We start from the raw sequence: 25,534 nt of genomic DNA on the forward strand, positions 1-25,534 counted from the left end.
GCCGGGATCGCCATGCAGACCGTTCCGGCCATCTCTGCACAGCGCCGCGAATTCACGCATCACATCATCCCGCGCATCATGGCCGGCATGCCCTCCTTGGCGAAACGGTCGAGTTCGCGGGAGTGGGCCTTGATCACGGCGACCATCTCCGGGTCGGAGGAGGTCTCGGTCACGGCCACGCCATCGGGCAGGATGTCGAGCTTGCGCTGGTACTTGGTCGGGTTGGCGAACATCTGCGGCACGCTATTGCTCATGGGGTAGGGAAAGGGGCGGTCCTGCGCCAGCCGCGCATACATGTCCACCACATGTTCTTGGATCAGCGCTGCGGTGGCGGGGTCGGCCGAGGTGGTCACGTCATGCACCCCGTTGGGCAGTTCCTTGACTTCGCGCCGGATGAGTTCGTGGCGCTCGAACAGTTCCATGCCGGTGCGCATGGGCCCGTTCATATTCCCCGGCGACATCATGCCGCCCATGCCTCCGCCCATCATCCCGCCCCCCGTCATCCCCTGGGCCTGGGCGGGCGGGGCGCCACGTCCGGTGAAGTAGCCCGCGACGGTTCCAACAAAACCCACAAGAGTGGTCACGAAAGAGCGACGTTGCATGATGGTCTCCAGGTTGAAGCAAAGGGGATGTACGACAAAAGAGGCATGGCGCTGATGGTCTCGTTCGGGCCGCCGCCGTTGGCGCTGCAGGCCTCGGAAGTTCGTCCCAGTTGGACTGCAACGGGCCTTCCCGAGTTCGGGTCGCAGACGGGAACGATGGCCGCACGATCATGGGCTTCATGCGGCCGCCTCCTGTCTGGGGTCTGAGCCCAGCCCCAGGCGCCGCTTCTGCCAGCAAGGCAGCCGTCAGCATGCCGCCAACCATGGGTGCGGCGATGCGCTTCATCACGTCGGCACCGGCGCCTTCGCTGAACATGATGGGCAGCAGGCCGCCGACCACCATGGTCAGGGTCATCGCCATGGGCCGCAGCCGCAGCAAGGTGCCCTCGACCACCGTTTGCTTGAGGTCGCCCCAGGTGTTGAGGCGGTCTTGAATCTTGCGCCGCTCCAGCGCCGCGTCAAGGTACAGCAGCATGACCACGCCGAACTCGGAGGCCACCCCGGCGGTGGCGATGAAGCCCACGCCCACCGCAACCGAGAGCTTGTAGCCCAGCCAGTCGACGTACCAGAATCCGCCCACCAGCGACAGCGGCAAGGTCAGCAGGATGATGGCGACCTCAGTGATGTTCTTGAAGTTGAAATACAGCAGGAGCGCGATCAGGCCGATCACCGCCGGCACGACGACCTTCAGACGCTGCACGGCCTGCTCCAGCGCCTGGTACTGCCCAACCCAGTCGAGCGTGAAACCGGGCTGCAGATGAACCTTCTGTGCCAGGGCCGCTTGCGCCGCGGCCACGTAGCCGCCGATGCTGGTGCCGGGTTTGAGGTCGATGTACACCCAGGAATTCAGGCGGCTGTTGTCGCTGGTGAGCATGGGCGGGCCGCCCTCGATGCGCAGCGTAGCCACCTGCGCCAACGGAATCTGGCTGCCCTCGGGCGTGGCAATGCGGCTTTCCATCAGCGTGGACAGCGACTGGCGCAGTTCGCGCGGGTAGCGCAGGCTGATGGGGAAGCGCTCCAGGCCGTTGACGGCGGTGGACAGCATCTGTCCACCGATGGCGGTCTCGACCAGGCGGTTCACATCCGCCACCGAAAGGCCGTAGCGCGCGGCTGCCAGCCGGTTGGTGTCGACCACGATGTAGCGCCCGCCGGTGGCCCGCGCCGCATAGGCGTTCTGGGTGCCCGGGACCGTTTGCAGCGCCGCCTGGATCTCCTGCCCCAGCCGGTTCAGGGTGTCGAGATTGCTGCCGGTGACCTTGATGCCGAGCGGCGTTTGCAGGCCGGTGGTCAGCATGTCCACCTGGCCCTTGATCGGCTGGGTCCAGGTGTTCGATACGCCAGGAATCTGCAGCGCCTGATTCATCTTCTCGATCAGCTTGGCGGTGGTCATGCTGGCCGGCCAGGTGCTGCGGTCCTTCAGGTTCACGACTGTCATGAACATCGAGATCGGCGTCGGGTCGGTCGCGGTCTGCGCCCGGCCCGCCTTGCCGAACACGCTCTCCACTTCGGGGAAGGTCTTGATGATGCGGTCGCTCTGCTGCAGGATCGCGGCGGATTGGCCGATGGAGATCGACGGATCCTGCGACACCGGCATGTACAGCAGGGTGCCTTCGTTCAAGGGCGGCATGAACTCCGAGCCGAGGTGCTTCCAGGGGAAATACAGGCTGGCCACGGCGACGAGGGCCAGCACGATGACCAGCCATGGTGCCCGCAGCACGCCGTGGATCAAGGGGCGGTAGAGCCAGATCAGCATCTGGTTCAGGGGGTTCTTCCCCTCCGGGCGGATATGCCCGCGGATGAACCAGGCCATCAGCAGCGGCACCAGGCTGATGGACAGGATGGCGGCCGCGGCCATGGCATAGGTCTTGGTGAAGGCCAGGGGCCGAAACAGCTTGCCCTCCTCGCCGCCGAGCGCGAACACCGGCAGGAACGACACCGCGATGATCAGCAGCGAAAAAAACAGCGCCGGCCCGACTTCCGATGCCGCCACCCTGGCCTTCATCCAGGGATCGGCGCCGGGATCCTGCTCCATATGCTTGTGCATGTTCTCGATCATCACGATCGCAGCGTCGGTCATCGCGCCGATGGCGATGGCGATGCCCCCTAGGGACATGATGTTGGCCGGAATGCCCTGCGCCCACATCACCAGGAAGGCGGCGAGGATGCCCAGCGGCAGCGACACGATGGCCACCAGCGCCGAGCGCGCGCGCAGCAGGAACAGGAATGACACCAGGGCGACGATCAGCGACTCCTCCAGCAGCTTCTCGGTCAGGGTGTGGATGGCGCGCTGGATCAGCGGCGCCTGACTGTAGGTGGTGACGATCTTCACCCCGGGCGGCAGCGAGGGCTGGATGCTGCGGATTTTGTCCTCGACTCGGCGGATGATGGCATCGGCGTTCGAGCCCTGGTTCATCATCACGATGCCTCCCACCACCGCGCCCTTGCCATCGAGGTCGGCGGCGCTGTTGGGCAGTTCCGGTCCGAACTGGACGCGGGCGACATCCTTGAGCGTCAGCGGCACCCCGCCGCGCGCCGCCAGCGGCGCGTTCTCCAGATCCCGCAAGGAGCGGATATAGCCGGTGGTGCGCACCATATAGCTGGCTTCGCCGAGATCGACCACCGAGCCGCTGGTCTCGCCGTTGGCGGCGCGGATGGCATCTTCCACCTGCGGCAGGGTGAGGTTGTAGGCCAGCAGGGCCTGCGGGTTCACCACCACCTGGTATTCCTTCACCATGCCGCCGACCGTGGCGACCTCGGCCACCCCCGGAATGCCCTGCAATTGGTACTTGAGGAACCAATTCTGCAGGGTGGTGAGCTGGCTCAGGTCCTGCGTGCCGCCGGTATCGGTCAGGGCGTACATGTAAACCCAGTCCACCCCCGAACTGTCAGGTCCCAGCGCCGGCGTCACCCCCGGCGGCAGCCTGGATTGCACCTGGCTGAGATACTGCAGCACCAGGTTGCGCGCCTGGTAGATGTTGGTGCCATCCTTGAAGATGACGTAGACGAAGGAGTCGCCGAACATCGAATAGCCGCGCACCGCGCGCGCGCCGGGCACCGACTGCAGGGTGGTCTCCAGCGGATAGGTCACCTGGTCCTGTACCACCTGCGGCGCCTGCCCGGGGTAGGAGGTCTTGATGATGACTTGGGTGGGGGAGATGTCGGGGATAGCCTCCAGCGGCGTGTTGCGCACCGCCAGGATGCCCGCGGCCAGCAGCATCAGCGCGCCGATCACCGTCAGGCTGCGGTTCTCGAAGCACCACTCCATGAGCCGCCGGATCATGGAGCGCTCCGGCCAGGGGCCATGTTCATCCCGGCCATCGACCCGGCGGCGGGTGGGGGCGCGGCTGCCGGCATGGCGGATGGTGTGACCGTCGGTGGGGTCGTTGGCCCCGCAGCGCCGGCTTGCGGGTCGCTCGCAGGCGGCATGCCTGGCATCGCTCCCGTGGCGGGTATGCCACTCGCGCCGCTCGTGCCGGCATGACCACCGAGCATGCGCGCCTTGACCGACTGGAACTGCGATTCGGAGTACAGCAGGAACTGGGCGCTTTCCACCACCTGGTCACCCGGCTTGAGCCCTCGGACGATGACCACCCAGCCGTTCGCCTCGGGCCCAAGCGCAACTTGCACCGGCAGGAAGTGGCCGCCCGTCTGCGCCAGCATGGCGTAATCGCCATCTTGCGTGCGCAGCACCGCGCTGCTCGGCAGCGCCAGAGCGGTTTGCGCCTGGGCCTGCACCATGGCGTTGGCAAACATGCCGGGGCGCAGAATGCCGCCGGGGTTGGCGAAGCTCAGGCGCGCGGTGATGGTGCGGGTTTGCGGGTCCAGCGTGGGGTAGAGAAAGTTCAGGCGCCCATCCCAATTCCTGCCGGGGTAGGCCGGAAGCTGGAGCTGCACGCCGTCGCCCAGGCGCACCCACGGCATCTGGTAGTCGTACAGCGCCACATTGACCCAGACCCGATCCAGATTGGCGATCTCGAACAGGCTGTTTTGCGACGAGACATAGCTGCCCTGGCGAATATTGAGCGCCGTCACCACCCCGCTCTCCGGTGCCAGGATGGGAACGTCGCGCATCGGCTGGCCCGAGGCCTCCAACTGCTTGAGCGCGGCCTCGGGCAGGCCCAGCAGCAGCAGGCGCTGTTTGGCCGCGGCCAGCAAGCCCTGGCTGTCGGCATGACCGTCGGCCGCGCCGGCCTGCTGGCGCGCAATGCTGTATTCCTGCTGCGCGCTGTACAGCTCGGGCGAGTAAATCTCCGCCAGCACCTGACCGCGCGCCACCGGGTCGCCCACGGCACGCACCTTGAGATGCACGACCCAGCCGGAGAAGCGCGGGGTGACGGTGGTGACGCGGTTCTGGTCCACGGCCACGGTGCCCACGGTCTGGATCGCCTGGCCCATGGGACGCATCTGTGCGGTCGTCAGGCGCACGCCCAGGTTTTGCGTCAGGCGCGGGTCGATGCGCAGCCCGCTGTCGTTGGCGCCGACTTCGGCCTGGGCGTAGACCGGCACGTAATCCATGCCCATGTTGTCCTTCATCGGACGGTCCGAATGGATCGCCGGATTCATCGGGCTGACCCAGTACAGCACCCGGCGCTGCGGCGCCGCAGCCGGGGCGTAGACCGGGACATAGTCCATCCCCATGTTGTCTTTCATCGGGTGGTCGGCGTGGATGGCGGCGTTCATCGGGTTGGCCCAGTACAGCACCCGGCGGCTTGCCGGCGCTGCTGCGGATGCTGTTGCGGAAGCCGGGGCCGCGGCGGCGTTCGGCGTCGCGGGGTCCGAGGCGCCGTGCGGCAGCCAGCGACTGGTCCAGAGGCCCGCACTGATGCCGACCAGCAATAGGCCGAGGCCGAGAGTGAAGGTTCGCAAATTCATGGCTGCTGCTCCGAAGGCGTTGTCAGGTAGTTGAGTTCGGCCAGGGTCGCCAGCAGATCCCGACGCTGTTGCAGAGTCTGGAGTTCAAGGGCAAAAACGGCTTGCTGCGCCTTCAGCACGTCGCTCATGCTGGCGCGGCCGTTGCTGTAGGCGGTGAGGGTGGAGTCGTACGCCGCATGCGCCAGCGGCAGCATGTGCGCGCGCATGCGCTGCCACTTCTCCTGCTGGCTGCGCATGCGCGCCGTGGCGGTGCGGATCTGCTGCTGCAAGGCCAACCGCTGGTCCTGCTCGTCGTAGCGGGCTTCCATCACCTGGGCGCGGGCGCTGTCGAGTTCCTGATCCAGCCGATGGTTGGAGAAGATCGGCAAGTTCATCGAAACCCCGGCGGAGAAAAAGTTGGGAGAGCCCGGAAAAAAGCTCTTGCCGTAGGAGGCTCCAACCGTGATCTCCGGCAGGAAATCCTTCTTGGCCACCCGCACGCCAGCCTGGGCGATCTGCACCTTGGCCTGGGCCATGCGCAGCAGCGGCTGGGTCGGGGGCGCTTGCTCGGGAGCCGTCGCGCCTGGCGACAAGCTCGGCCAGTCAGGATCGATCTCGGGCGTTTGATTGCTGCCGAGTGCCTGGGCAATGTCGGCCAGGGACGCCGCTTCATCCGCGGCGAGCGCGCTTTGGTCGTTGCGCAGTTCGTCCTCGGCGAGACGGGCGCGCAACACATCGCTCTGCGGTCCGTTGCCCGCGCGGTAGCTGGCCATGGCCGCGTCGACGTTCTCACGCGCCAGCGTCTGCTGCCGCTGCACCGTCGCCATGGCCTGGCGCGCGTACACCGCCGCAAGCCAGGCGCGTCGCAAGGCGAGAACCAGCTGCGCGCGTTTGGCTTCGCGGCTGAAGTGCTGCTCCGAGGCTTGCGCCTGCAGCTTGTCGCCTTCGAGGGCCAGCTTGCCGATCGGCGGAAAGCTCTGGCTAACGCCGACGCTGAGCATGGTCATGCTCTGCTGCGTCAGCGAGAAGCTGTTGGTGGGCAGGTTGACCGCGTCGAACGACACATGCGGGTCGGGCAACTGCGTGGCCGCCGCGGCCTGGTGCTGGATGGCGCGGATGCGCTGCGCGGCTGCGGCCAGACTGGGATTGCTCCGCGCCAGTTGCGCCTCGGCGGCACCGAGGGTCAGGGGCGCGGCTTGGGCGGGTGCGGCCAGGCCGGCGAGCAGTAGAAGCGTGACGAGAGCGGGGATGGCCGCCGGGCGTTCAGACCAGACGGATGACAACCGCCGGGCTTGCGCACGGCGGTACTGCAGGATGAGGGACATCGCTTTCCTCTTCGGCGGATGGAACGCTGCAAGGCCGCAGCGCTGATCGCAAGGCGAACACAAACATCGCCCGGTGAAGGTTCACCGGGACGGGTGCTGCCGAAGGGGTCAAACTTGGAGGCGAGCCGCGAGGAAAGGCGGCTTGGAGGGAGGCGGCGGATCGATGCGCCCGATGGGCAAGGCAGCTTGCTCAGGCTGAGCTTGGTGGACGGGCACCAAGCGTTGGATCAATGCCGCGTGAGGAAATGATGCGGCGTTGGACGTGCTGGAAACGGCAGCCGAGCCCAGGTCATGGCAGGCAGCTTGGCAAAACGCACGCTCGACTCGCGAATCGTCATGACCAGCGAGATTCGCTTGATGGCCGGCACCAACCATCGGCATGGCCGCCATGCCTGTGCAGCACGAGGCTGGCACGACCCGTATCGGGGCTGCCGTGGCTTGCATCCAGGGCAAGAGAACCAATGCGCAGACGAACGCCCAATAGCGGGAGAAAGTTCGAAAGGAGCGCATGAGTTTGAATGTGAGGGATGTACAGCTATTTGTGTGCAGGCATCGTAGCCAAAGTTCTGGGCTTGTCAATTAGGGCCCAGGAATGCCCGGGAAGACCCTGGTGGGCAGGGTCGATACCGTCAATGCGGCGATCGAGTCGTACCAAGTCATCCCGCACTCACCGGCGCAGCAGTCGCATCCCGTTGAACACCACCAGAAGGCTGGTCCCCGTGTCGGCGAACACCGCCATCCACAGGGTCGCCACTCCGCTCAGCGCCAGCACGAAGAACACGGCCTTGATGCCAAGCGCCAGTGCGATGTTCTGCTTGAGTATCATGGCCGTGCGTCGGCTCAAGCTGATGAAGTCGGCAATCTTGCGCGGGTCGTCGTCCATGATGGCGACGTCGGCGGTCTCCAGCGCCGTGGCGGTGCCGGCAGCCCCCATGGCGAAGCCGATCGTCGCGCGTGCCAGCGCCGGCGCATCGTTCACTCCGTCGCCGACCATGCCGACCGACCCGTAGCGCCCAAGAAGCTCCGCGACAGCGGCTTGCTTGTCCTGCGGCAGCAGATTGCCGCGTGCATCGGCGATCCCGAGCTGACCGGCAATCGCCCGTGCCGTGGCCGGGTTGTCGCCGGTCAACATGACCGGTTCGACATGCAGCGACTTGAGGGACGCAACGGCCTGCGCGCTCTCCGGCCTCAGGGTGTCGGCCACGCCAAACACGGCCACCGGGCCGGCCGCGTCACACAGAACGATGGCGGTTTTGCCGGCATTTTCCAGGACAGCAAGCCGCGCCTCCAGTGCCGCCGAACACCCCCCGATCTCTTCGACCAGGCGGTGATTGCCCAGATGCCAAACCTGACCGGCAATGCTGCCTGTGACGCCACGCCCCTGGAGCACGCCGAAATCGTCGACGGGCAAGACTGCGGCACCTGGCTGCTGCTCCCGCCAACCGGCAACCAGCGCCTGGGCGACCGGATGCGTGCTGTGGTCATCGAGGCTGGCGGCGATCCGCAAGGCTTGCGCGATCGGCATGTCGCCAAGCGGGATCGCATCGGCCAGCGCGGGCTTGCCGAGGGTCAGCGTGCCGGTCTTGTCGAGCGCCACGGCTTTGAGCAGCCGGCCGCCTTCGAGAAAAGCCCCGCCCTTGACCAGGATGCCATGCTTGGCCGCTGCCGCAAGACCGCTGACCACCGTCACCGGGGTGGAGACCACCAAGGCACAGGGGCAGGCGATGACCAGCATGACCAGGGCCTCGTACAGCCAGGAACTCCAGCCTCCGCCGGTCAGCAGCGGGCCGAGGATGGCCACGGCGATGGCGAAGACCACCACCGCGGGGGTGTAATACCGCGCGAATTGATCGACGAAACGCTGAGTCGGCGCGCGCTGTGACTGCGCGCTCTGGATGGCCAGGGCGATGCGGGCCAAGGTGCTGTCACCTGCCGATGCCGTGACGGTGGCTTCCACCACGCCATCGGCAACGATGCTGCCGGCATACAGCAGGTCACCCGCTTGTTTGTCCACGGGCAGGCTCTCCCCGGTGATCGGCGCCTGGTTCAGCGCAGCACGGCCGAACTCGACGCGTGCGTCCAGCGGCACCCGCGCGCCGGCGCGTACCCGAATGCGGCTGCCGACGGCCACCTCGGCCACGGGCTTGGCCTCCCAGGCTTCGCCGGCCTTGACCTCGGCGGTTTCCGGTGCGATTGCCGTGAGCGCCTTGATCGCGTTCCTGGCACGCTCCAGCGACAGCGCCTCGATCGCCTCGGCCACGGCGAACAGGAACACCACCATCGCCGCTTCCGGCCACTTGCCGAGAGCCACGGCCCCGGCCACGGCGATGGACATCAGGAAGTAGATGTTGAGGGTCAGGTTCTTGAGCGCGATCCAGCCTTTTTTGAGGGTCGGCAGGCCGGCGCTCACGATGGACACAGCGGCAAGCGCCATCACCATCCATGAGGTCTCTCGCCCGGTCGACCAGGCGATGATCTCGGCCGCGACCGCGGCGACGCCAGCCACGGCGAGCAGACCTTTTTGCCGTGGGCTCAGCGCCGGGGGAAGCACGGAAACCGGCGCATTGGCGTCCAACAACGTGGGCGCCATGTCCAGCCTCTCCAGCGCTGCGGAAATTCCCCGGGGCTGGTCCAAACGGTGATACACCGTGAGTTCCCGATTCAGGAGGTTGAAGTCGAGCTGGACAACCCCGGGCATCCCCTCCAGCTTGTTGCGGATCAGGCGCTCCTCGGTCGGGCAGTCCATCTTGTCGATGCGGTAGCGCACCCGACTGGTTCCTTCGGGTGCCGGATTGGACTTGCAAACCCCTGTCAGACAGTCGGTCTGTGTCGCCGGAGCGCAGCAGGCATCGGCCGCCGCGTGCGTGTGGTGATCGTGGTCACAGGCGGGTCCATGGTCTTGCGCCTGGACAGGCAGGCGTAACGCTGTGCTGGTGTGGTCGTGCTGGCTCATGATGGCGGATCTCGGTGAACAGTGCGATCATTGAACAGCCTGTACCTGCTACAGGGTCAAGTGCTTTTGCACGAGAGGGGAATGCATCATGCGAATCGGGGAATTGGCGCAGCGTGGCCACTGCGACGTGGAGACGGTGCGTTTTTACGAACGCGAGGGCTTGCTGGACGCGCCCGCCCGCGAGGGCAACGGCTATCGCAACTACACCAGCGTCCACCTGATGCAGCTCAACTTCATTCGTCACTGCCGCTCTCTGGGCATGGGATTGCCGGACGTGCGGGTGTTGCGCGGCTTTCAGGAACATCCTGAATCGGCGTGCGACGATATCAACCAGTTGATCGACCAGCAGATCGCGCGCATCCACCATCAGGTCGAATCACTGCGCCTGCTGGAGCAGCAGTTGCACGCGTTGCGCGAGACCTGCCAGGCCAACCGGACGGCGAGCGACTGCGGCATCATGCAGAACCTGCAACAGGCCGCGGCCGGCGGGCCATGCGAATGCCATGCGGAGCCGGTCGATCGGCCCGGAGCGGATCCTCGAGGTGGCGGGTCGGCGTGAGCGTAGGCGTGGGTCGGCGAAAGATGACAGAGTTTTAATGTCCCTGTCATGAACGGGACAGCGTTGCGGCGCTAAGGTGGAAACAAGCTGGTTTCCATACGGCGGAGCGGATTGATAGTCCGCTCCGCCGGCGCAGCCATCCGATTCAGGAACAAGACGGTCCCCATGAACACCACCAGCGTCATCGATGTCTCCGGGCTGGTGTCGAGTCTCTCCGCCCGCGGGGTCGAAAAGCAACTCCGGCGCCTGCCCGGTGTCAGCGACGTGCAGGTCAACTACGTCGGGGGCGGCGCCACGGTCGTGCACGACGCGACATTGACAAACGTGGCCGCACTGCAGGCGCAGGTCGAGCGGTGCGGCTATCACTGCCGTGGCGAGTCGGTTCCCGACCACCTGTGCGAGCCGCATGCGAAGGACGCCATGGCGCACGACATGGGTCACGGCGCCGGCATGGATGCGCGCGCCATGGCACGGGACATGCGCAACCGGTTCTGGGTGTGCCTGTTGTTCACGGTCCCGCTGTTCGTGTACTCGCCCATGGGCGGCCTGTTCGCGCCCCCGGCGCCGCCCTTCGGTGTCGGGCTCAAGTACTGGCTGTTCGGCCTGGCCAGCGCCGCGGTGATCTATCCGGCCTGGCCTTTCTTCGTCGCGGCGGGACGCGCATTGCGCAACGGTGTGCTCAACATGGCCGTGCTGGTCGTGCTCTCCGTCGGCACAGGCTATCTGTTCAGCGTCGGCACGACCTTTTTCTTCGAGGGCGCGCAGTTCTACGAGGCCGTGTCGGTGCTGCTGGTGTTCATCCTGCTGGGGCACTGGCTCGAAATGCGCGCCCGCGCCGGCGCTTCCGAGGCGATCCGCGCGCTGATGAACCTGGCGCCGCCCAAGGCGACGGTGCTGCGCGACGGTGCAGAATTCACGGTGGCAACCTCCGAGGTGCTGCCGGGCGACGTGGTGCTCATCCGCCCCGGTGACAAGATTCCGGTGGATGGCGAGGTGCTGGAAGGCGCCTCGCAGGTCGACGAGTCGATGCTGACCGGCGAGTCGATGCCGGTGGGGAAAAAACCCGGCGACGCGGTGATCGGAGCGACCATCAACAAGAGCGGCAGCTTGCGCTACCGCGCCACCAAGGTGGGCGCCGACACCGCGCTGGCGCAGATCGTCAAGCTGGTGCAGGAGGCGCAGAACTCCAAGGCGCCGGCGCAATTGTTGGCCGACCGCGCATCGCAATGGCTGGTGGTGATCGCCGTCCTGATCGGCGTGGCGACCTTCGTGTCCTGGTACGTCGTCCTCGGACAGCCGCTGCTGCTGGCGCTGGCACTGACCATCACCGTGTTCGTCATCGCCTGCCCTGACGCGCTCGGCCTCGCCACTCCGATGGCGGTGATGGTGGGGACGGGGCTCGGCGCCATGAACGGCATCTTGTTCAAGAACGCTTCCGCACTGGAGGACGCGACCCGGTTGAACGTGGTGGTTTTCGACAAGACCGGTACGCTGACCCTGGGGCAGCCGGAAGTGGTCGAGTTGGCGTTGGCTGCCCGCATCGCGGAAGACGACCTGCTGAAGACCGCCGCGGCCGTGGAGAAATTCTCCGAGCATCCGCTGGCGCTAGCGATCCTCAAGCGCGCCCGGGGCCTTGCACTGGAACCCGCCGGCGCGTTCACCAATGTCGACGGCATGGGTGCCCGGGCAGAACTGGGCGGCGACACTGTGCTGCTGGGCAACGCCAAGTTGATGGCGCTCGACACGGTGGACATGAACGGCCTCGAGGCCGCATCGCAGCGCCTGCAGGGACGGGGGCGCACGGTGGTGCACGTCGCGCGCGCAGGGCGGCTGATCGGCCTCGTCGCCATTGCCGACGCCGTGCGCCCGACCTCAGCACCCACCGTAACGGCGCTCCACGCAAGGGGCGTGCAGGTGGCCATGCTGACCGGCGACAACCGGGCGACGGCGGAGCGCATCGCCCGCGAGATCGGCATCGACATCGTGCTGGCCGACGTGCTGCCCGGCGACAAGGCGGCAAAGGTCAAGGAGTTGCAGGCGCAGGGAAAGCGAGTCGGCATGGTGGGCGACGGCATCAACGATGCACCGGCGCTGACGCAGGCCGACGTCGGCTTCGCCATCGGCGCCGGAACCGATGTGGCGATCGAAAGCGCCGACGTGGTTCTGATGAAAAGCGATCCGTTAGATGTCGTCGGCGCGATTGTGCTGTCGCGCGCTACGCTGCGCAAGATGCATCAGAACCTATGGTGGGCAGTGGCCTACAACGTCATTGCGTTTCCAGTGGCTGCAGGAGTGTTCTACCCCTTCACCATCAGCCCGGAAGTGGCGGCGCTCGCCATGTCGGGCAGCTCGGCGCTGGTGGCAGTCAATGCCCTGATGCTCAAGCGCACCCGGTTGACCGGCATTCACATCGGCCCGGCCACGAGCGCCGTGGCTGGGCCGCAGGTAGCAACAGCGCAGGCGTGACATGCAGTGGACAGAGCCATGCGCCATACGATCCCATCAAGGACCGTGCACCACCATCTTCAACCCGTTCATTCCTTTCCAAAACTCGGAGAGTTACCCATGAGTGACTACGTCTTTACCGTGACCAGCCCCAAAGGCTTCGAGGCCACCGTGCAAGCGGCGACCGAGGCATTGCAACAGGAGGGCTTCGGCGTACTGACCACCATCGATGTGGCCGCCACGCTTAAGGCCAAACTCGGCATCAAGGAACGTCCCTACCTCATCCTCGGAGCCTGCAATCCGCACTATGCCCATCAGGCCTTGCAAGCCGAGCCGGATATTGGCGCGCTGCTGCCCTGCAATGTCGTCGTGCGGGAAGAGGCGGACGGCAGGGTCAGCGTAGTGTTCATGGATCCAGCGGCCGTGCTCGGCATGGTCAAGCGCCCCGAGGTGGACAAACTCGGCGGCGAAGTGCGCGACAAGCTCAAGCACGTCGCCGAGGCCCTGCGCGCCTGAGGGCTGGGTCGGAGCCGTCATCATCAAGGCGCTGATTCGGTCCAGCCGGTCGGTGCCTGGTTATTGTGAACATTCAAAGGGAGCATGGTCATGGGCTATGGATATGGAATGATGGGCGGATGGGGCGGCTTCGGTTTGGGCTGGCTCTTCATGCTGGTGTGGTGGGGTTTGATTCTCGCCGTGCTTGTGGGTTTGATCCGATGGCTGTTCACGGGCCATTCGGGCGATTCCGGGGCGCGATCCGACAGCAAAAGGCACTTGGACATTCTGAAGGAGCGCTACGCCCGCGGGGACATCGACCGCGACACCTACGACCGCATGCGGCGCGAGCTGGAAAGCTGAGGTCCGGATCATGAAACCGCTACCGAAGTGGTTGCTCGCGCTGGCGATCGTGCTGTTCGCTTTTTACCTGCTCTTAATCCCCGAATTCGGCGCTGTCCCCTTCTGGGGTCAGCGATGGGAAGCGGGCGCACCGCCCCCCTGGCGTGAAAGGGTCGGCTGGTGGGGACCACGATTCGGATACGGCATGATGAACGGCCCGGTCAGGGACTGGGGTGCGCTCGGCGTTCAGGGCGATCACGGCTATGGTGACGACGGCGGTTATGGCTACGGCATGATGGGCGGGGGCATCTGGCCGGCGGCCAGGGGCACTTGGCAGGAAACGTTCACGCCGCAGCAGCGTGTGCGCATTGGGCAGATCCAGGCCGAGGCCTTGCGTCAGGAAGGCGCCTTGCAGGCGCAGCTCTACACCGCTCGCGCCAACCTGCTGGCGGTCAACTCCGTGGCCAAGCCCGATCCGGCGGCACAGGCCAAGGCCGGCGCCGCGGTTGCCGAAATCCTGCGGCAAATCGTCCAAATACGCCTTCGGGCGGAGCAGCAAATCCAGGTTGCGTTGAGCGCCCCGCCGCAGCCGACAGCGACATCGTCAGCGCCCGGCTCCTGACCTGTGCGACGGGTGGGTTCTGGGATGCAGGGCGGGCCACTACGGCGAGGCAACATTAGCCCGCTGAATCTGAGCCCTGGGGCCGCTGGGCCATGCCGAGTTTCGTGGACGCCGCCGGCGGTATCCCTCGAGCACGCATGGATGTCGCGTTCATCGCGACGAAGCGATAAGCGTTGCGGGTGGAAGACATAGCCCCTTGTCAGCACAGGCTTGGACCCGCACCTGTAGGTGGACACTGCGCAGGCTGGACAGACCGGGTAGTGCGATGCGTGTGCCATTTTCGTAGACCCGGATGATCTTGCCGTCGGCCCGTAGGCCAATGTCCTGACCAGGTGGGTAGCTCGGCTGGAGATCCAGCCCGTGGCCGCCACGTTGCACGACGATCGTGACAGGGATCAAGTAAGGAGCCGACGGCGGATTTGCGTACACATGCCAGCCCGGCTGGATGTGCAACGTCACCACCGCATCGCGGCCATCGATCGCGGCGCCAGCGCGAACCTTCATGGAGGAGTCGACGAGGTTGGCGGGGGTGCTCGCGCCGAAGCCAGGAGGGTGGGTGGCCCGGATCAGCAACATGGCAGCAAGCACAAGGGCAAGAACGATGAGCGAGGCGATGGCAATGCGTAGGGTTCTTGGATTCATCATGAGTTCTCTATCGATGGATGGCATTCAAATCGCCGAGGAGCGCGTCGGCCGTGAACAATCCTGAAAGATGATCGATCTTCCGCCCATGTCGATCCAGGATGGCCACGAACGGCAGGCCATCCCCGCCGTATGCGGCAAGCAGCTGTTGCAGTTCTGGGTTGGGGCGCGTCAGGTCGACTTGCAGTGGGACGACACGACCGGCGCGCAGGGCTTGCACAACGCGCGAGTCGCGGTAGACGGTTTTCTCCAGAAACCTGCAATTCAGGCACCACTGCGCGGTGAACTCGACCAGCGCAGGTCGATGCAGACTGGCAATCTCGGTGATCTGAGCTGCCTTGAGCGGCTGCCAGGGGATGCCCTGCGATGGGGCGGGCCAGATCCCCGCACTCAGGTAGACCAAAGCCAGTGAAGGAAGGCTCGATAGTGGCGCGGCCCAGCGGGAGGCATGATCTGCGGCGCGAAAGCTCGTTGCGAAGACCCACAGCATGATCCCGACAACCAAGCTGAACCATAGCGCTTTGTCGAGCATGGCTGGAACCAGGCTTTGCGCGAAAAAGATCGCGGCGCCGGCAAGCAGCCAACCGAAGCTTTGACGCACGACATCAGTCCAAGCCCCTCCACGTGGCAGCCGATCGAGAAGTCCGGGCTTCAGAAGCAGAATGGCATAGGGCAGAGCCATGCCAAGACCAATCGCGATGAATATCATCACGATGTCGACGGTTGGCCGGGTGAGGGCAAACACAAGGATCCCACTCAGCAAGGGGCCGGTGCAGGGCGTCGACAAAAGGGCACTGACCAAGCCGGAGATCAGCGGCTCGGCAAAACGCCCACCGCTCATTTTTGCGATGGCGCTCGGAATCGGTAATCCGCGCCCCGTGAAATTCATCACGGCCATCACCAGCAGAATGATGACCAAGCCAGTCAGCACGGTCTGCGACTGGAACAGCACGCCCCACTGAAGATGCAAGAGAGCTGTCGCCAGCCCCAGTGGTGAGAAAACTACCCGCGACCCTGCAGCGAAAAGGCCAGCGTACCAAGCACGGGCCGCTGGTTTTTCGCCGGCAGCGCGCAGGATGACTCGGACCTTGATTGGAATGACTGGCAGCACGCATGGCGTTAGGTTGAGCAACACGCCCGCGCCGAGCGCGAGGAGGACTTCGAGGATGAGCGAGATGTCCATGGGGCTTGGTCCTTTCAAGCGTTTTTAGCCAGTTCGTGTTGGATCAGCCGATCAAGTTCAGAAAAGTCTGGCTCGCCGAGAATCCGCTTGACGATGTTCCCTTGCTTATCGACCAGAAACGTGGTCGGCGTCAGGCGCACGTCGTAAAACTCGCGAGCCAGACGGCCGCCCACGTCTTTGGCAACCTCGAACGGCAAATGCCGGGTCGAGGTAGCTCATATCCACCGCGATGAACTCGAAATCCCTTCCCTTGAATCGCTCGTACGTCTTGACCATTTTGGGCATTTCCTTGATACAGGTGGCGCAGCTCGTGGCCCAGAAATTCACCAGATAGACCTGGCCTCGCAGGGAAAAGGTCGAAAGCGTTCTTCCAGACAGCAGCACAAACGTCGCCTGCGGGACAGCCGACTTCCTAGCCAGGACAAAATAGGCCATGCCGGCCATGACGAACACCACGATGGCGGCAATTGTGAAACGCACACGCATGATTTCACCTCGATCGATGTTTTCAAGAAGACTGTGGCGATCGGCTCCCCCAGTTTCATCGCGGAACGATGCTCTCGGACCGGGTCCGGAGGCTGGTCGTTTGGATGAGCCGGGGACAGAAAGCGACCTCGCAGATTGACCTGCTGCCGCAGCGCTGAGGCCGGGCGAATGCCGGCTTTGAGGGGTGATCAGACCCTGGGCGGGTGATAAGGGGCGTCCGGCGCCGCACTGGCGACGAGACGTGTATGAAATTCCGGCATGGGGGCCGAACTCTGCACAAACTGCCAAGCGAGTGACGTGGAGGCCATCGCCAACGCGATACCGCAGGGGACAGGGCAAAGGGCATGTCCAACTACCGGATGACCCAGGCGGACATCCGGCGTCATCGACCAACTGCGCTCTAAGGCGTCGAGGTAATGCTGCGGCTTTGCTTGTTGCAGGTCTGCGGCCGATATGCCAGTGCGCGACGCCGCCATCAGTGCTTGGCCTTGCTCGTCGGGGCAGTGACCCAGCATGGTCGTGAACGTCGTGGCATCGCCCATAGCGGCCCAGCCTTGCAGCGGCAGCAAAGCCAGCAGGACGGTGAGCAGGACGACACGCAAGGCGTTCATGCAATCAGGCTATTGAGAAAAGTAAGCGGATATAAGCGAGCGTCATCATGCAAATCGCTATAGAGTCCTGCATACTTGCCGGAGTTCCAGAAAAAACTTGGTTCTGTGATGCTGCCCTCGTCCCACAGGCGGCCGCGACCATGCGTGCGACGCACCATAGCGCATACCGATCCTATTTGATTCAGGGATGAATTTCTGTGAAAACCCTTTAGGGTGGCACGCCTTGACCAAATTGCCGCAACGGGATGACGTCGGCCGAAAAGTTTCCGTCACATCGGTGATGAAAATGAAGGCAGTCATCCCGAAGATGAACAGCGCGCCAAAAAATCCCTTGACTCTGGACCTCACTCCAAGGTCTAGAGTGCATCCATCGCGATACGGCAGGTCTTTGTTCACCCGGGGATCATGCCAAGACAGATGGGTGTGTTTCAAACGAAGGAGTTCTGTGATGGCAACACAACGCCAGGTGGAGGTCTTCAGCGCCGGTTGCGCCGTGTGCGAAGACGTGGTGGTTTTGGTCAAGCGCGTTGCCTGCACGTCTTGCAACATCATCGTGCATGACATGCACGACATCAAGGCTGCGGCGCGTGCCAAGGCGCTGGGCGTGCGTTCGGTTCCCGCCGTCGCCATCGACGGCCAACTCGCCGGCTGCTGCGCCGGGCGCGGTGTCGACGAAGCCGTGTTGCGCGTGGCAGGTCTCGGTCAGGCACGGTAAGGCCTTGCATCGCCTGGCCCCGCGATGATGCTGGGGCCAGGCATGTCTTCCTCCTGAACGGCAGAGAACAACCCATGCTGACCATCGGCAAACTCGCGGAACTGGCGCAAACCACTCCCGATGCCCTGCGCTTCTACGAGCGCGAGGGCCTGATTGCCCCCACGTCCAAGTCCGAAGGGGCTACAGACTCTATGACGCCGACGCTGCGCGTCGCATTCGGTTCATCAAGCAGGCCCAGCATTGCGGTTTTACGCTGGCGGAGATCCACGCGTTGCTCGATCTGCGTGCCACGGATGCCGCCTGTTGCGGCGATATGCGCAAGCGGGCCATCGAGAAAAAGCTGCAGCTCGAAAGCCGCATCAAGGCGCTCAAGGCCATGTCCGATGCCCTGGACCGCCTGATTGCCGATTGCAACCAGGACCGCTATCCCTTGGATGCCTGCCCGATTCTGGCCGCGCTCGAAGGCGCTGAACTGACGGCGTCCAAGGGAGCACCTTGATGCACGTCGAACTGTTCTATTCCCCGGGCTGCACCCAGTGTGATGGAGCCCGCACCCAGCTCAAGGCCGCCGCCCTGCAGCGCTTCCCGCAAGTTCAGTGGCGCGAATGCAATGTGCTGGAGGCACTCGACCGTGCCGTTGAACTTGGCCTCCTGAGCTTGCCGGCGCTGGCCGTCAACGGGGATTTGCTCTTCCCCAAACTGCCGACGCCGCAGCAGCTCTGTGCGGCCCTGGAACCGCTTGCGCACCGCGAACATTGATCGATGGATCCGTCCCTGTTTCGCACCACCCTGGAACACGCTGGCCCGGCTGCTCTGGGCGTCAGCTTCCTGGCCGGGCTGGCCTTCAGCATCAATCCCGTCGCGCTGGCCGCCATTCCCGTTTCGATGGCCTATGTCACCAAAGCCCGGCAGGCCCGCCAGGCTTGGTCCTTCGGCGCCATGTTCATCCTGGGCATGCTGCTCATCCACGGGCTCTTGGGTTTGATCGCTGGCTTGGGCGGTGCCTGGGTCGAGCATCTGCTGGGGCGCCAATGGGGATTGTTCCTCGGGCCGCTGCTGATTCTGATGGGCCTGCTATGGCCGGGCTGGATCCGCCTGCCCCTGCCGGCCTTGGCCTTGCGTGCGCGCCGCCCTAAAGGGCTATGGGATGCGTTTGCCCTGGGCATCCCGTTCTCGGTTGCGGTGTGTCCCTTTTGTACCCCTGCGCTGGCTGTGCTGATCGGCGTCGCTGCCGCATCGGGATCACCATGGCTGGGGGTGGGTCTGCTGCTGGCCTTCGCCTTCGGCCGGGCGATTACAGTGGCCGTGGGTGCGTGGTCGTTGGGATGGCTCCAGAACCTCCGGCGCTTGGATGCCTACCGACGCCTGTTTGAGGCTGCTGGCGGCATCACGCTGATTCTGTTCGGGGTCTATCTGCTCAACGGTTACTACGCCTGGGTTCCGGCTTTGGCCATCTGAACGCAACGATGCGGGGAAACGACAGGCATGCACTCGCGGCGTGGGTCGCTAACCTTTGACTTGCCAGCTTCTATGTGCTTCTATGCGCATATGTCCAAAGCAGCCAATTTCTTCAAGCTCTTCGCCGATCCAACGCGCTACCGGATTCTCCACTTGTTAACGCTGGATGAATGTTGCGTGTGTGAGCTCGTGGATGCGGTGCAAACCCCACAATACACAGTCTCCCGCCATCTCGCTGGATTGCGCAAGGGAGGATGGGTGGTGGAACGGCGTGATGGAACCTGGATCTACTACCGCCTCGCCCCCGAGCATGCCCCCCTGATCAAGGCAGTGCTGCAAATCGCCCAAGCCCATGACCTGGATGCGCAGTTGCTCACTGCGGATGCAGTTCGACTTCAAACACGATTAGACCTGCGTACAGAGGGCCGTTGCACGTTGGGCTACGGCATCGTATGACTTTTTTACTTTTTTAATATGCGTAGTTGTCCATATACGCGTATAAGATGCGTGGCGAACGGATCCCATCAACCCCATGCCCTCCATGCGTGCCACAGCCGGCGACCAGTTTCGAAGGGGTTGGGGTGGCGTATTGCTGTTCGCTCTGCTGCTCGGCGGCTGTGCGAGTTACAAACCTCAGCCCCTCGTCCCAGCGCGGGCGGCCGCCGCACTCCAAGCACGAGACGTGAATGCAGCGGGGTTGCGGGCTTTCCTGGCAGCCCATGGCCAAGCCGTGACGCCATGGCCACTGCCTTCTTGGGATCTGAGCAGCCTGACTCTGCTGGCTCTGTACGACAACCCCCAATTCAAGGTCGCTCGCGCGCAATGGCAACGGGCTCGCGCTGGAACGGAAACTGCAGCGCAGTTGCCCAACCCATCCCTTCACCTTTTCGAGCAACACCACAGCTTGGCACCGGCAGGCCTCTCGCCTTGGTCCTATGGTCTCGCATTGGGAATCCCATGGCAGAGTACAGAGCTGCGTCAAGCGCGTGTCGCCCAAGCCCATGCGTTCGCAGACGCGGCCAATCTCGAACTGGCGGCGGCTGCCTGGCAGATTCGAAGCGCAGTCAGGGTGCGATTCGTAGGACTCGATGCGGCGCTGCAGCGCGTTGATCTGCTGAAGTTGGAACGCGCCCTTCGCAAGAGAGCGCTGGAATTGCTGAAGCAGCAGGACGCGCTGGGAGCCATCACCGCAAGCACATTGTCCATGGCACGCATCCAGGAGCAGCAGGCCCAAGCCGGAGTGCTGAGCGCGCAGGGTCAGGTTGCCGACCAGCGCGCAGCCCTGGCCGGCGCCCTCGGACTACCGCTGGATGCACTGGTCCATCTGCGGATTGATTTTTCAGGCATTCAAGATCCACCTGCGCGCAAGCGGTTGCCTTCCCCCGCCGTGCAGCGCGCGGCATTGCTTGACCGCTTGGATATTCGCGCTGCACTGGATCAGTATTCCGCAGCCGAGGCCGGCTTGCGCCGGGAGATGGCCGGGCAATACCCGCAATTCCAGCTTGGCCCGGGCTATGAATGGGACCAAGGCGACCAGCGCTGGACACTGGGACTGTCGCTGAGTCTGCCGGTGTTCAATCAAAACCAGGGACAAATTGCTGAGGCCAATGCGCGGCGTGCCGAGGTGGCAGCCCGCTTCCAGGTCCTGCAGCTTCACGTTTTGACGCAAGTCGAGCGTGGCGTGGCCGCTTATCAAAGCTCCGTGCAGATCTGGAATGCGACGAACAACATCGTGGCAGAGCAGCAGCAGGATGCGCAGCAGATCTCCGCCCAGTTTGCGGCTGGGGAGGTCGACCGGCTGGCCACCGTGCGCGCTCAACTCCAGACGGTTGCTGCGAGGCTGCATCGCCTGACGGCGCAGGTGGAGAGCGAACGCGCCTTGGGGCGCCTTGAAGATGCTGTGCAGCAGCCCTTGGACGGCGGCGCGCCATTGCCACCCGTCGCCACGCTCGGCCTCCGCCAAGCACCTCACGACAAGCAAGGATCCCGATGAAGAAGCAATTGGCTGTTGTCTTTCTAGGCACGCTTTTGGCCCTTGGCATCGGCCTGCGGGCACGCGCGGATCGTGATGGCGATCATGACCAAGATGCCGGATCCAAGCCTCAGTCGGCAGGCATACGTCCCAACGCATCACCCTCCGAGCCACTGATCCGCGGGGCTGAGGTGCTCGAACTGAGCAAGGCTGCCCAGGCACTTGCAGCCTTGCAGACTCAGCCTCTGCGAGCGTCCCATCACGCCCCCGAGACGCAGGCCTATGCCACGGTCGTCGACTTGCAGCCCCTGATTGACTGGCGTGGGCGCTATCAGGATGCCCAGGCACAAATTGCCATCACACAGTCGGCGGCGACTGCAGCGGCTCAAACGGAACAACGCTTGCGTAGCCTCTACCAGGCCGGACATAACGCGTCACTGCAAGCCGTTCAATCGGCACAGGCGACCCTGTTGGCAGACCAGGCCCGCGCCGAGGCGGCTCAGGCCCATGCGCGCATGCTGCTCGATAGCGCACGGCAGCAATGGGGGGTGGTTCTGACCCGTTGGGCCGCAGAGCCCCACGCCAGCCCATTCGAGATGCTAGCCCTGCGCCAGCAAGTCCTGTTGCGCGTCACACTTCCCATGGGCTCTGCCATGGATCATCCTCCGGCTCGCATTCAGGTTGCAGGGGCGGATCGTGGTGCGCAAGCGAGCGCACTCTTCATTTCGGCGTCGCCTCAAGTCGATACCTACATGCAAGGCACCGTCTATTTTTACCGCACGCCTGCCGGTACGCTGGCAAGCGGCATGCGGCTCGTGGCCGATCTGCCCCAGGCGGGCACACCCACGGGTGGCGTGCTGATCCCCGCTTCCGCGCTGGTTTGGCATGCCGACCAGCCCTGGGTGTTCATGCAAACCAATGCGACCCATTTTGCCCGGATCAGGGTTTTAGATCCGGTCGCAGCCCAGGGCGGGTGGTTTGTCCATCAAGGCTTCCACCCAGGGCAGACGATCGTGACCACGGGTGCACAAACCCTGCTTTCTGCCCAACTGGCCCCCAAAAATGGCAGCAGCGCCGGAGATGATGACGATGATTGATGCCACCCCGTGCATCTGCCCCGGGAGGGCGATGTGATCGCATCCATCCTCCGGTTTTCCATCCGGTTTCGCGCCGTCGTGATGGTGTTGGCGATCTTGGGGCTGGCCTACGGCATCGACCAATTGCCGCAAACCCGACTCAATGTCTTTCCAGAGTTTGCGCCTCCACTGGCTGTGGTGCAGACGGAGGCACCAGGCCTGTCCGCGGAGCAAACTGAAAAGCTCGTCACCCAGCCGATCGAGAACGCGCTCAACGGACTGATCGGGCTTCGAAGCATGCGATCCCGATCGATCCAGGGTCTTTCCGTGATCACGTTGACGTTTCGGAATGGCACCCCAATCGAGCGCGCCCGGCAGTTGGTGGCGGAACAGCTCACGACGGCGGCAACGCATCTGCCGCTGGGCGTGCAGCCACCGCGGCTGACTCCACTGACGTCATCGACCAGCGTGGTTCTGGTGACCGGACTGAGCTCGACCGTGCTCACGCCGATGCAGTTGCGCACGCTCGCGGATTGGACCGTGCGCCCGGCGCTGATGAGCGTGCCTGGTGTAGCGGACGTCACCGTGTTTGGCGGCGGCATTCGGCAACTCCAAATCCAGGCCGATCCGCAACGGCTCATCCGTTATGGACTCTCCCTGCAGGATGTCTTGCAGGCGGCGCGGCGCGCCACCGGTGTGCGCGGTGCTGGTTTCATCGAGAACCGTAACCAGCGGATTGTTCTTCATACCCAGGGACAGACCACCACTGCGGCGCAGTTGCGTCAGGTGGTGCTGGCCTATCACCATGGCGTTGGCATTGCGCTGGGTGATGTGGCCCAAGTGGTCGATGCTCCCGCACCGGCCATCGGCGGCGCAACCATCGACGGCATGCCGGGCGTGGTGCTCGACATTGATGAGCAGTACGGCGCCGATACGCTCAAGGTGACTCATGCCATCGATCGGGCCCTGCAGCAGTTGCAGCCGTTGCTGAGATCGCAGCACGTCACCTTGCATGCCAACCTTTTTCGGCCGGCCAGTTTCATCGACACCGCCATCCATCACCTGCGCACGGCGCTCCTGCTCGGTACGACGCTGGTCATCGCGGTGTTGTTCCTGTTTCTCTTCAACGTCCGCACCGCAGTGATTTCAGTGCTAGCCATTCCTTTTTCCTTGTTGGCAGCCGTCGTCGTCCTGCAGCACTTCGGCATCGGGCTGAACACCATGACCCTCGGCGGACTTGCCATTGCCCTTGGCGAGGTGGTGGACGATGCCATCGTGGATGTGGAGAACATCTTCCGACGACTTCGAGAAAATCACGATCGACCTCATCCCTTGCCCGCAGCCCGGGTGATCTACGCAGCCTCATTCGAAGTCCGCGGGGCCGTGGTCTACGCCACCTTCATCGTCGCCCTGGTGTTTCTGCCGGTGCTGATGTTGTCGGGTGTGGCCGGCCGGCTCTTCGCACCCCTGGGCATCGCTTACATCAGCGCCATCCTGGCATCGCTTGCCGTGGCGCTCACCATCACGCCGGCACTCGCCAGTGTGCTGTTGACGCGCACGATCTTGTCTTCCGAAGACCCACCCTTGATGCGTTGGCTCAAGAAAAACTATGCCCCCTTCCTGCGCCGTTCACTCAACTGGACCCGCACGACACTCGTAATCGTTCTCGTGGGAATCACGGCCGCACTCCTGAGCGTGCCGTTCTTCGGGATGCAATTTCTGCCACCCCTTCGAGAAGGGCACTACATCCTGCACGTGGCCTCGGCACCGGGAACGTCCTTGGCGGAGTCCCTGCGCTTGGGCCGCCGGTTGTCCTTGGCCTTGGAAAAAATTCCAGGTGTTCGCTCCATCGCGCAGCGCGTGGGCCGGGCCGAGCAGTCCTCCGATACCTTCGATGTCAATGCCGGCGAATTCGAAGTCGATCTCACACCAGGGCTCTCTGGTGCTGAGCAGGCGCGTGTCTTGGACGCCATCCGGCAAGTTCTCCGTCAGTTTCCCGGCATCAATTCGTCGGTCGAGACCTTCCTGGCGGAGCGGATCGAAGAGACCATCTCCGGGCACACGGCCCAGGTCGTCGTCAATGTTTTTGGCAATCGCCTCGATGCGCTCAACACAACCGCACGCGCTGTGGCGCAGGTGTTACGGCAAGTGCCGGGGGCGGTCGACGTGCAGGTGCAGTCGCCGCCCACGGCGCCACAGTTGGCCATCCGGCTGCGTCAAGCGAGTCTGGCCCGCTGGGGTTTTGCGCCGATCGACGTGCTCGACACCATCCGCACCGCGTACGCCGGGTCTGTCGTTGCGCAGACTTATCAAGGCAACCGCGTGTTCAACGTCACGGTGCTGCTCAGCCCGAAGGAGCGGCAGAACCCGCTGCAAGTCGGCAACCTGCCACTACGCAACCCCGATGGCGTCATGGTGCCCTTGGGGGAATTGGCCGCTATCCATGAACGCAGTGAACCCAGCCTCATCGCCCATGACGATGGCAAACGCGTACAAACGGTGACCGCGAACGTCAAAGGCCGTCCGCTGAGCGCCTTCGTCCAGGACGCCCGAAGACAAGTCGCCGCCGACGTGACGCTTTCCCATGGGGTCTACACCGTCTTCACCGGGGCGGCCGAAGCGCAGGCTCGCGCCCAACGCGAACTGCTTGTCCATGCCGTGTTGGCCGGCGTCGGGATTGCTTTGCTGCTGTATATGGCCTTGCGCAGCGCCAGGTTGCTGTGGATCGTCATGTTCAATTTGCCCTTCGCCCTGGCGGGTGGCGTGCTGGCTGGCTGGATCACTGGTGGAGTCCTGTCACTCGGGGCACTGGTCGGTTTCGTGACGCTGTTCGGCATCACGCTCAGGAATTCACTGATGCTGATGTCCCGCTACCGCGACATGGTGTGGAGCGAAGGCGTCACCTGGGGGCCTGATGCAGCATTGCGCGGCGCGATCGAACGACTGGCGCCGATCCTGATGACGGCCTTGGTCACGGCTCTGGGTCTGCTCCCCCTGGCCCTCACGAGTGGTGCGCCGGGCAATGAGATCGAGGGGCCGATGGCGACCGTGATTCTGGGAGGGCTGCTGACGTCGACGATCTTGAACCTTCTGGTGCTGCCGAGTCTGGCTCTGCGCTATGCACGCTTCGAGCCCAGTGCCATGATGGAAGACGGTGCGTTCTGACGATGGCGCACGCATCCGCAATTTCTCCGGAT

At 64.2% G+C, this 25,534-nt stretch carries 20 protein-coding genes and 2 pseudogenes; 13 read left to right on the forward strand and 9 right to left on the reverse strand.

The genetic code is table 11. The features are described 5' to 3' along the window. Positions 1-59: 59 nt before the first annotated feature. From ABT24_RS08410 to ABT24_RS08430, 5 genes are all read right to left on the reverse strand, one after another. Entirely contained in the window at positions 60-422 is a 363-nt protein-coding gene (locus ABT24_RS08410) for a hypothetical protein (protein WP_286737659.1), read from the reverse strand. Next, positions 355-3,882 (reverse strand): efflux RND transporter permease subunit, encoded by a 3,528-nt coding sequence (locus tag ABT24_RS08415; RefSeq protein ID WP_286737660.1) that lies wholly within the window; start codon positions 3,880-3,882, stop codon positions 355-357. Before ABT24_RS08415 ends, ABT24_RS08410 begins: the two co-directional genes overlap by 68 nt. Next, positions 3,879-5,474, reverse strand: a complete 1,596-nt coding sequence (locus tag ABT24_RS08420; protein WP_276709594.1) for an efflux RND transporter periplasmic adaptor subunit — start codon at positions 5,472-5,474, stop codon at positions 3,879-3,881. Before ABT24_RS08420 ends, ABT24_RS08415 begins: the two co-directional genes overlap by 4 nt. Beyond that, the gene (locus ABT24_RS08425) at positions 5,471-6,778 is read right to left on the reverse strand and encodes a TolC family protein (RefSeq protein WP_276730015.1); all 1,308 of its coding nucleotides are present in this window, start codon (positions 6,776-6,778) and stop codon (positions 5,471-5,473) included. Before ABT24_RS08425 ends, ABT24_RS08420 begins: the two co-directional genes overlap by 4 nt. Positions 6,779-7,445: 667 nt before the next feature. Further along, a complete protein-coding gene (locus tag ABT24_RS08430) occupies positions 7,446-9,731 on the reverse strand; it encodes a heavy metal translocating P-type ATPase (RefSeq protein ID WP_276730013.1) in 2,286 nt (761 codons plus the stop codon). Positions 9,732-9,819: 88 nt separating this feature from the next. Between ABT24_RS08430 and ABT24_RS08435 the strand changes: the two genes are divergently transcribed. The 5 genes from ABT24_RS08435 to ABT24_RS08455 all read left to right on the forward strand — a co-directional run bounded on the left by ABT24_RS08435 (position 9,820) and on the right by ABT24_RS08455 (position 14,194). After that, positions 9,820-10,290 carry a Cd(II)/Pb(II)-responsive transcriptional regulator gene (locus tag ABT24_RS08435; RefSeq protein WP_276730010.1) on the forward strand — a complete coding sequence of 157 codons (471 nt, stop codon included), beginning with the start codon at positions 9,820-9,822 and terminating at the stop codon, positions 10,288-10,290. A gap of 165 nt (positions 10,291-10,455) precedes the next feature. Further along, positions 10,456-12,756: a heavy metal translocating P-type ATPase gene (locus ABT24_RS08440; protein ID WP_286737662.1), complete on the forward strand. Its 2,301-nt coding sequence runs from the start codon at positions 10,456-10,458 to the stop codon at positions 12,754-12,756. A 99-nt stretch (positions 12,757-12,855) separates the two neighbouring features. Then, positions 12,856-13,251, forward strand: a complete 396-nt coding sequence (locus ABT24_RS08445; RefSeq protein WP_031407539.1) for a DUF302 domain-containing protein — start codon at positions 12,856-12,858, stop codon at positions 13,249-13,251. Positions 13,252-13,335: 84 nt separating this feature from the next. Beyond that, positions 13,336-13,593: an SHOCT domain-containing protein gene (locus ABT24_RS08450; protein ID WP_038167811.1), complete on the forward strand. Its 258-nt coding sequence runs from the start codon at positions 13,336-13,338 to the stop codon at positions 13,591-13,593. A 10-nt stretch (positions 13,594-13,603) separates the two neighbouring features. Continuing rightward, a complete protein-coding gene (locus tag ABT24_RS08455) occupies positions 13,604-14,194 on the forward strand; it encodes a hypothetical protein (protein WP_276730002.1) in 591 nt (196 codons plus the stop codon). A 150-nt stretch (positions 14,195-14,344) separates the two neighbouring features. On the opposite strand, the gene ABT24_RS08460 is transcribed toward ABT24_RS08455, so the two are convergent. The 4 genes and pseudogenes from ABT24_RS08460 to ABT24_RS08475 form a co-directional block, all read right to left on the reverse strand. Beyond that, on the reverse strand, positions 14,345-14,863 hold the full coding sequence (locus tag ABT24_RS08460; protein ID WP_276729999.1) for a protein-disulfide reductase DsbD domain-containing protein: 519 nt from the start codon (positions 14,861-14,863) through the stop codon (positions 14,345-14,347). Beyond that, entirely contained in the window at positions 14,847-16,019 is a 1,173-nt protein-coding gene (locus ABT24_RS08465) for a protein-disulfide reductase DsbD family protein (protein WP_286737665.1), read from the reverse strand. Before ABT24_RS08465 ends, ABT24_RS08460 begins: the two co-directional genes overlap by 17 nt. A gap of 14 nt (positions 16,020-16,033) precedes the next feature. Further along, positions 16,034-16,505, reverse strand: a pseudogene (locus ABT24_RS08470) (TlpA family protein disulfide reductase). Positions 16,506-16,693: 188 nt separating this feature from the next. Then, positions 16,694-17,116, reverse strand: coding sequence for a hypothetical protein (locus tag ABT24_RS08475; protein ID WP_276729989.1), 423 nt, complete (start codon positions 17,114-17,116; stop codon positions 16,694-16,696). Between the two features lie 448 nt (positions 17,117-17,564). Between ABT24_RS08475 and ABT24_RS08480 the strand changes: the two genes are divergently transcribed. From ABT24_RS08480 to ABT24_RS08520, 8 genes and pseudogenes are all read left to right on the forward strand, one after another. Further along, positions 17,565-17,831, forward strand: coding sequence for a thioredoxin family protein (locus ABT24_RS08480; protein ID WP_276729986.1), 267 nt, complete (start codon positions 17,565-17,567; stop codon positions 17,829-17,831). A 125-nt stretch (positions 17,832-17,956) separates the two neighbouring features. Further along, positions 17,957-18,330 (forward strand): annotated as a pseudogene (locus tag ABT24_RS08490) (MerR family DNA-binding protein). Then, complete coding sequence (locus ABT24_RS08495; RefSeq protein ID WP_276709136.1) at positions 18,330-18,590, forward strand: glutaredoxin family protein; 261 nt, start codon at positions 18,330-18,332, stop codon at positions 18,588-18,590. The pseudogene ABT24_RS08490 and the gene ABT24_RS08495 overlap by 1 nt, the downstream one beginning before the upstream one ends. 3 nt (positions 18,591-18,593) lie before the next feature. Beyond that, entirely contained in the window at positions 18,594-19,289 is a 696-nt protein-coding gene (locus ABT24_RS08500; RefSeq protein ID WP_276729982.1) for a cytochrome c biogenesis CcdA family protein, read from the forward strand. Between the two features lie 90 nt (positions 19,290-19,379). Further along, positions 19,380-19,745 (forward strand): ArsR/SmtB family transcription factor, encoded by a 366-nt coding sequence (locus ABT24_RS08505; RefSeq protein ID WP_276729979.1) that lies wholly within the window; start codon positions 19,380-19,382, stop codon positions 19,743-19,745. A 76-nt stretch (positions 19,746-19,821) separates the two neighbouring features. Next, the gene (locus ABT24_RS08510) at positions 19,822-21,282 is read left to right on the forward strand and encodes a TolC family protein (RefSeq protein WP_286737666.1); all 1,461 of its coding nucleotides are present in this window, start codon (positions 19,822-19,824) and stop codon (positions 21,280-21,282) included. Next, positions 21,279-22,358 (forward strand): efflux RND transporter periplasmic adaptor subunit, encoded by a 1,080-nt coding sequence (locus ABT24_RS08515; RefSeq protein WP_276729973.1) that lies wholly within the window; start codon positions 21,279-21,281, stop codon positions 22,356-22,358. Before ABT24_RS08510 ends, ABT24_RS08515 begins: the two co-directional genes overlap by 4 nt. Before the next feature lie 33 nt (positions 22,359-22,391). Continuing rightward, positions 22,392-25,502, forward strand: coding sequence for an efflux RND transporter permease subunit (locus tag ABT24_RS08520; protein ID WP_276729971.1), 3,111 nt, complete (start codon positions 22,392-22,394; stop codon positions 25,500-25,502). The last annotated feature ends 32 nt before the right edge of the window (positions 25,503-25,534 follow it).

Source organism: Thiomonas sp. SCN 64-16 (assembly GCF_001725585.1).
Lineage (GTDB): Bacteria > Pseudomonadota > Gammaproteobacteria > Burkholderiales > Burkholderiaceae_C > Thiomonas > Thiomonas arsenitoxydans.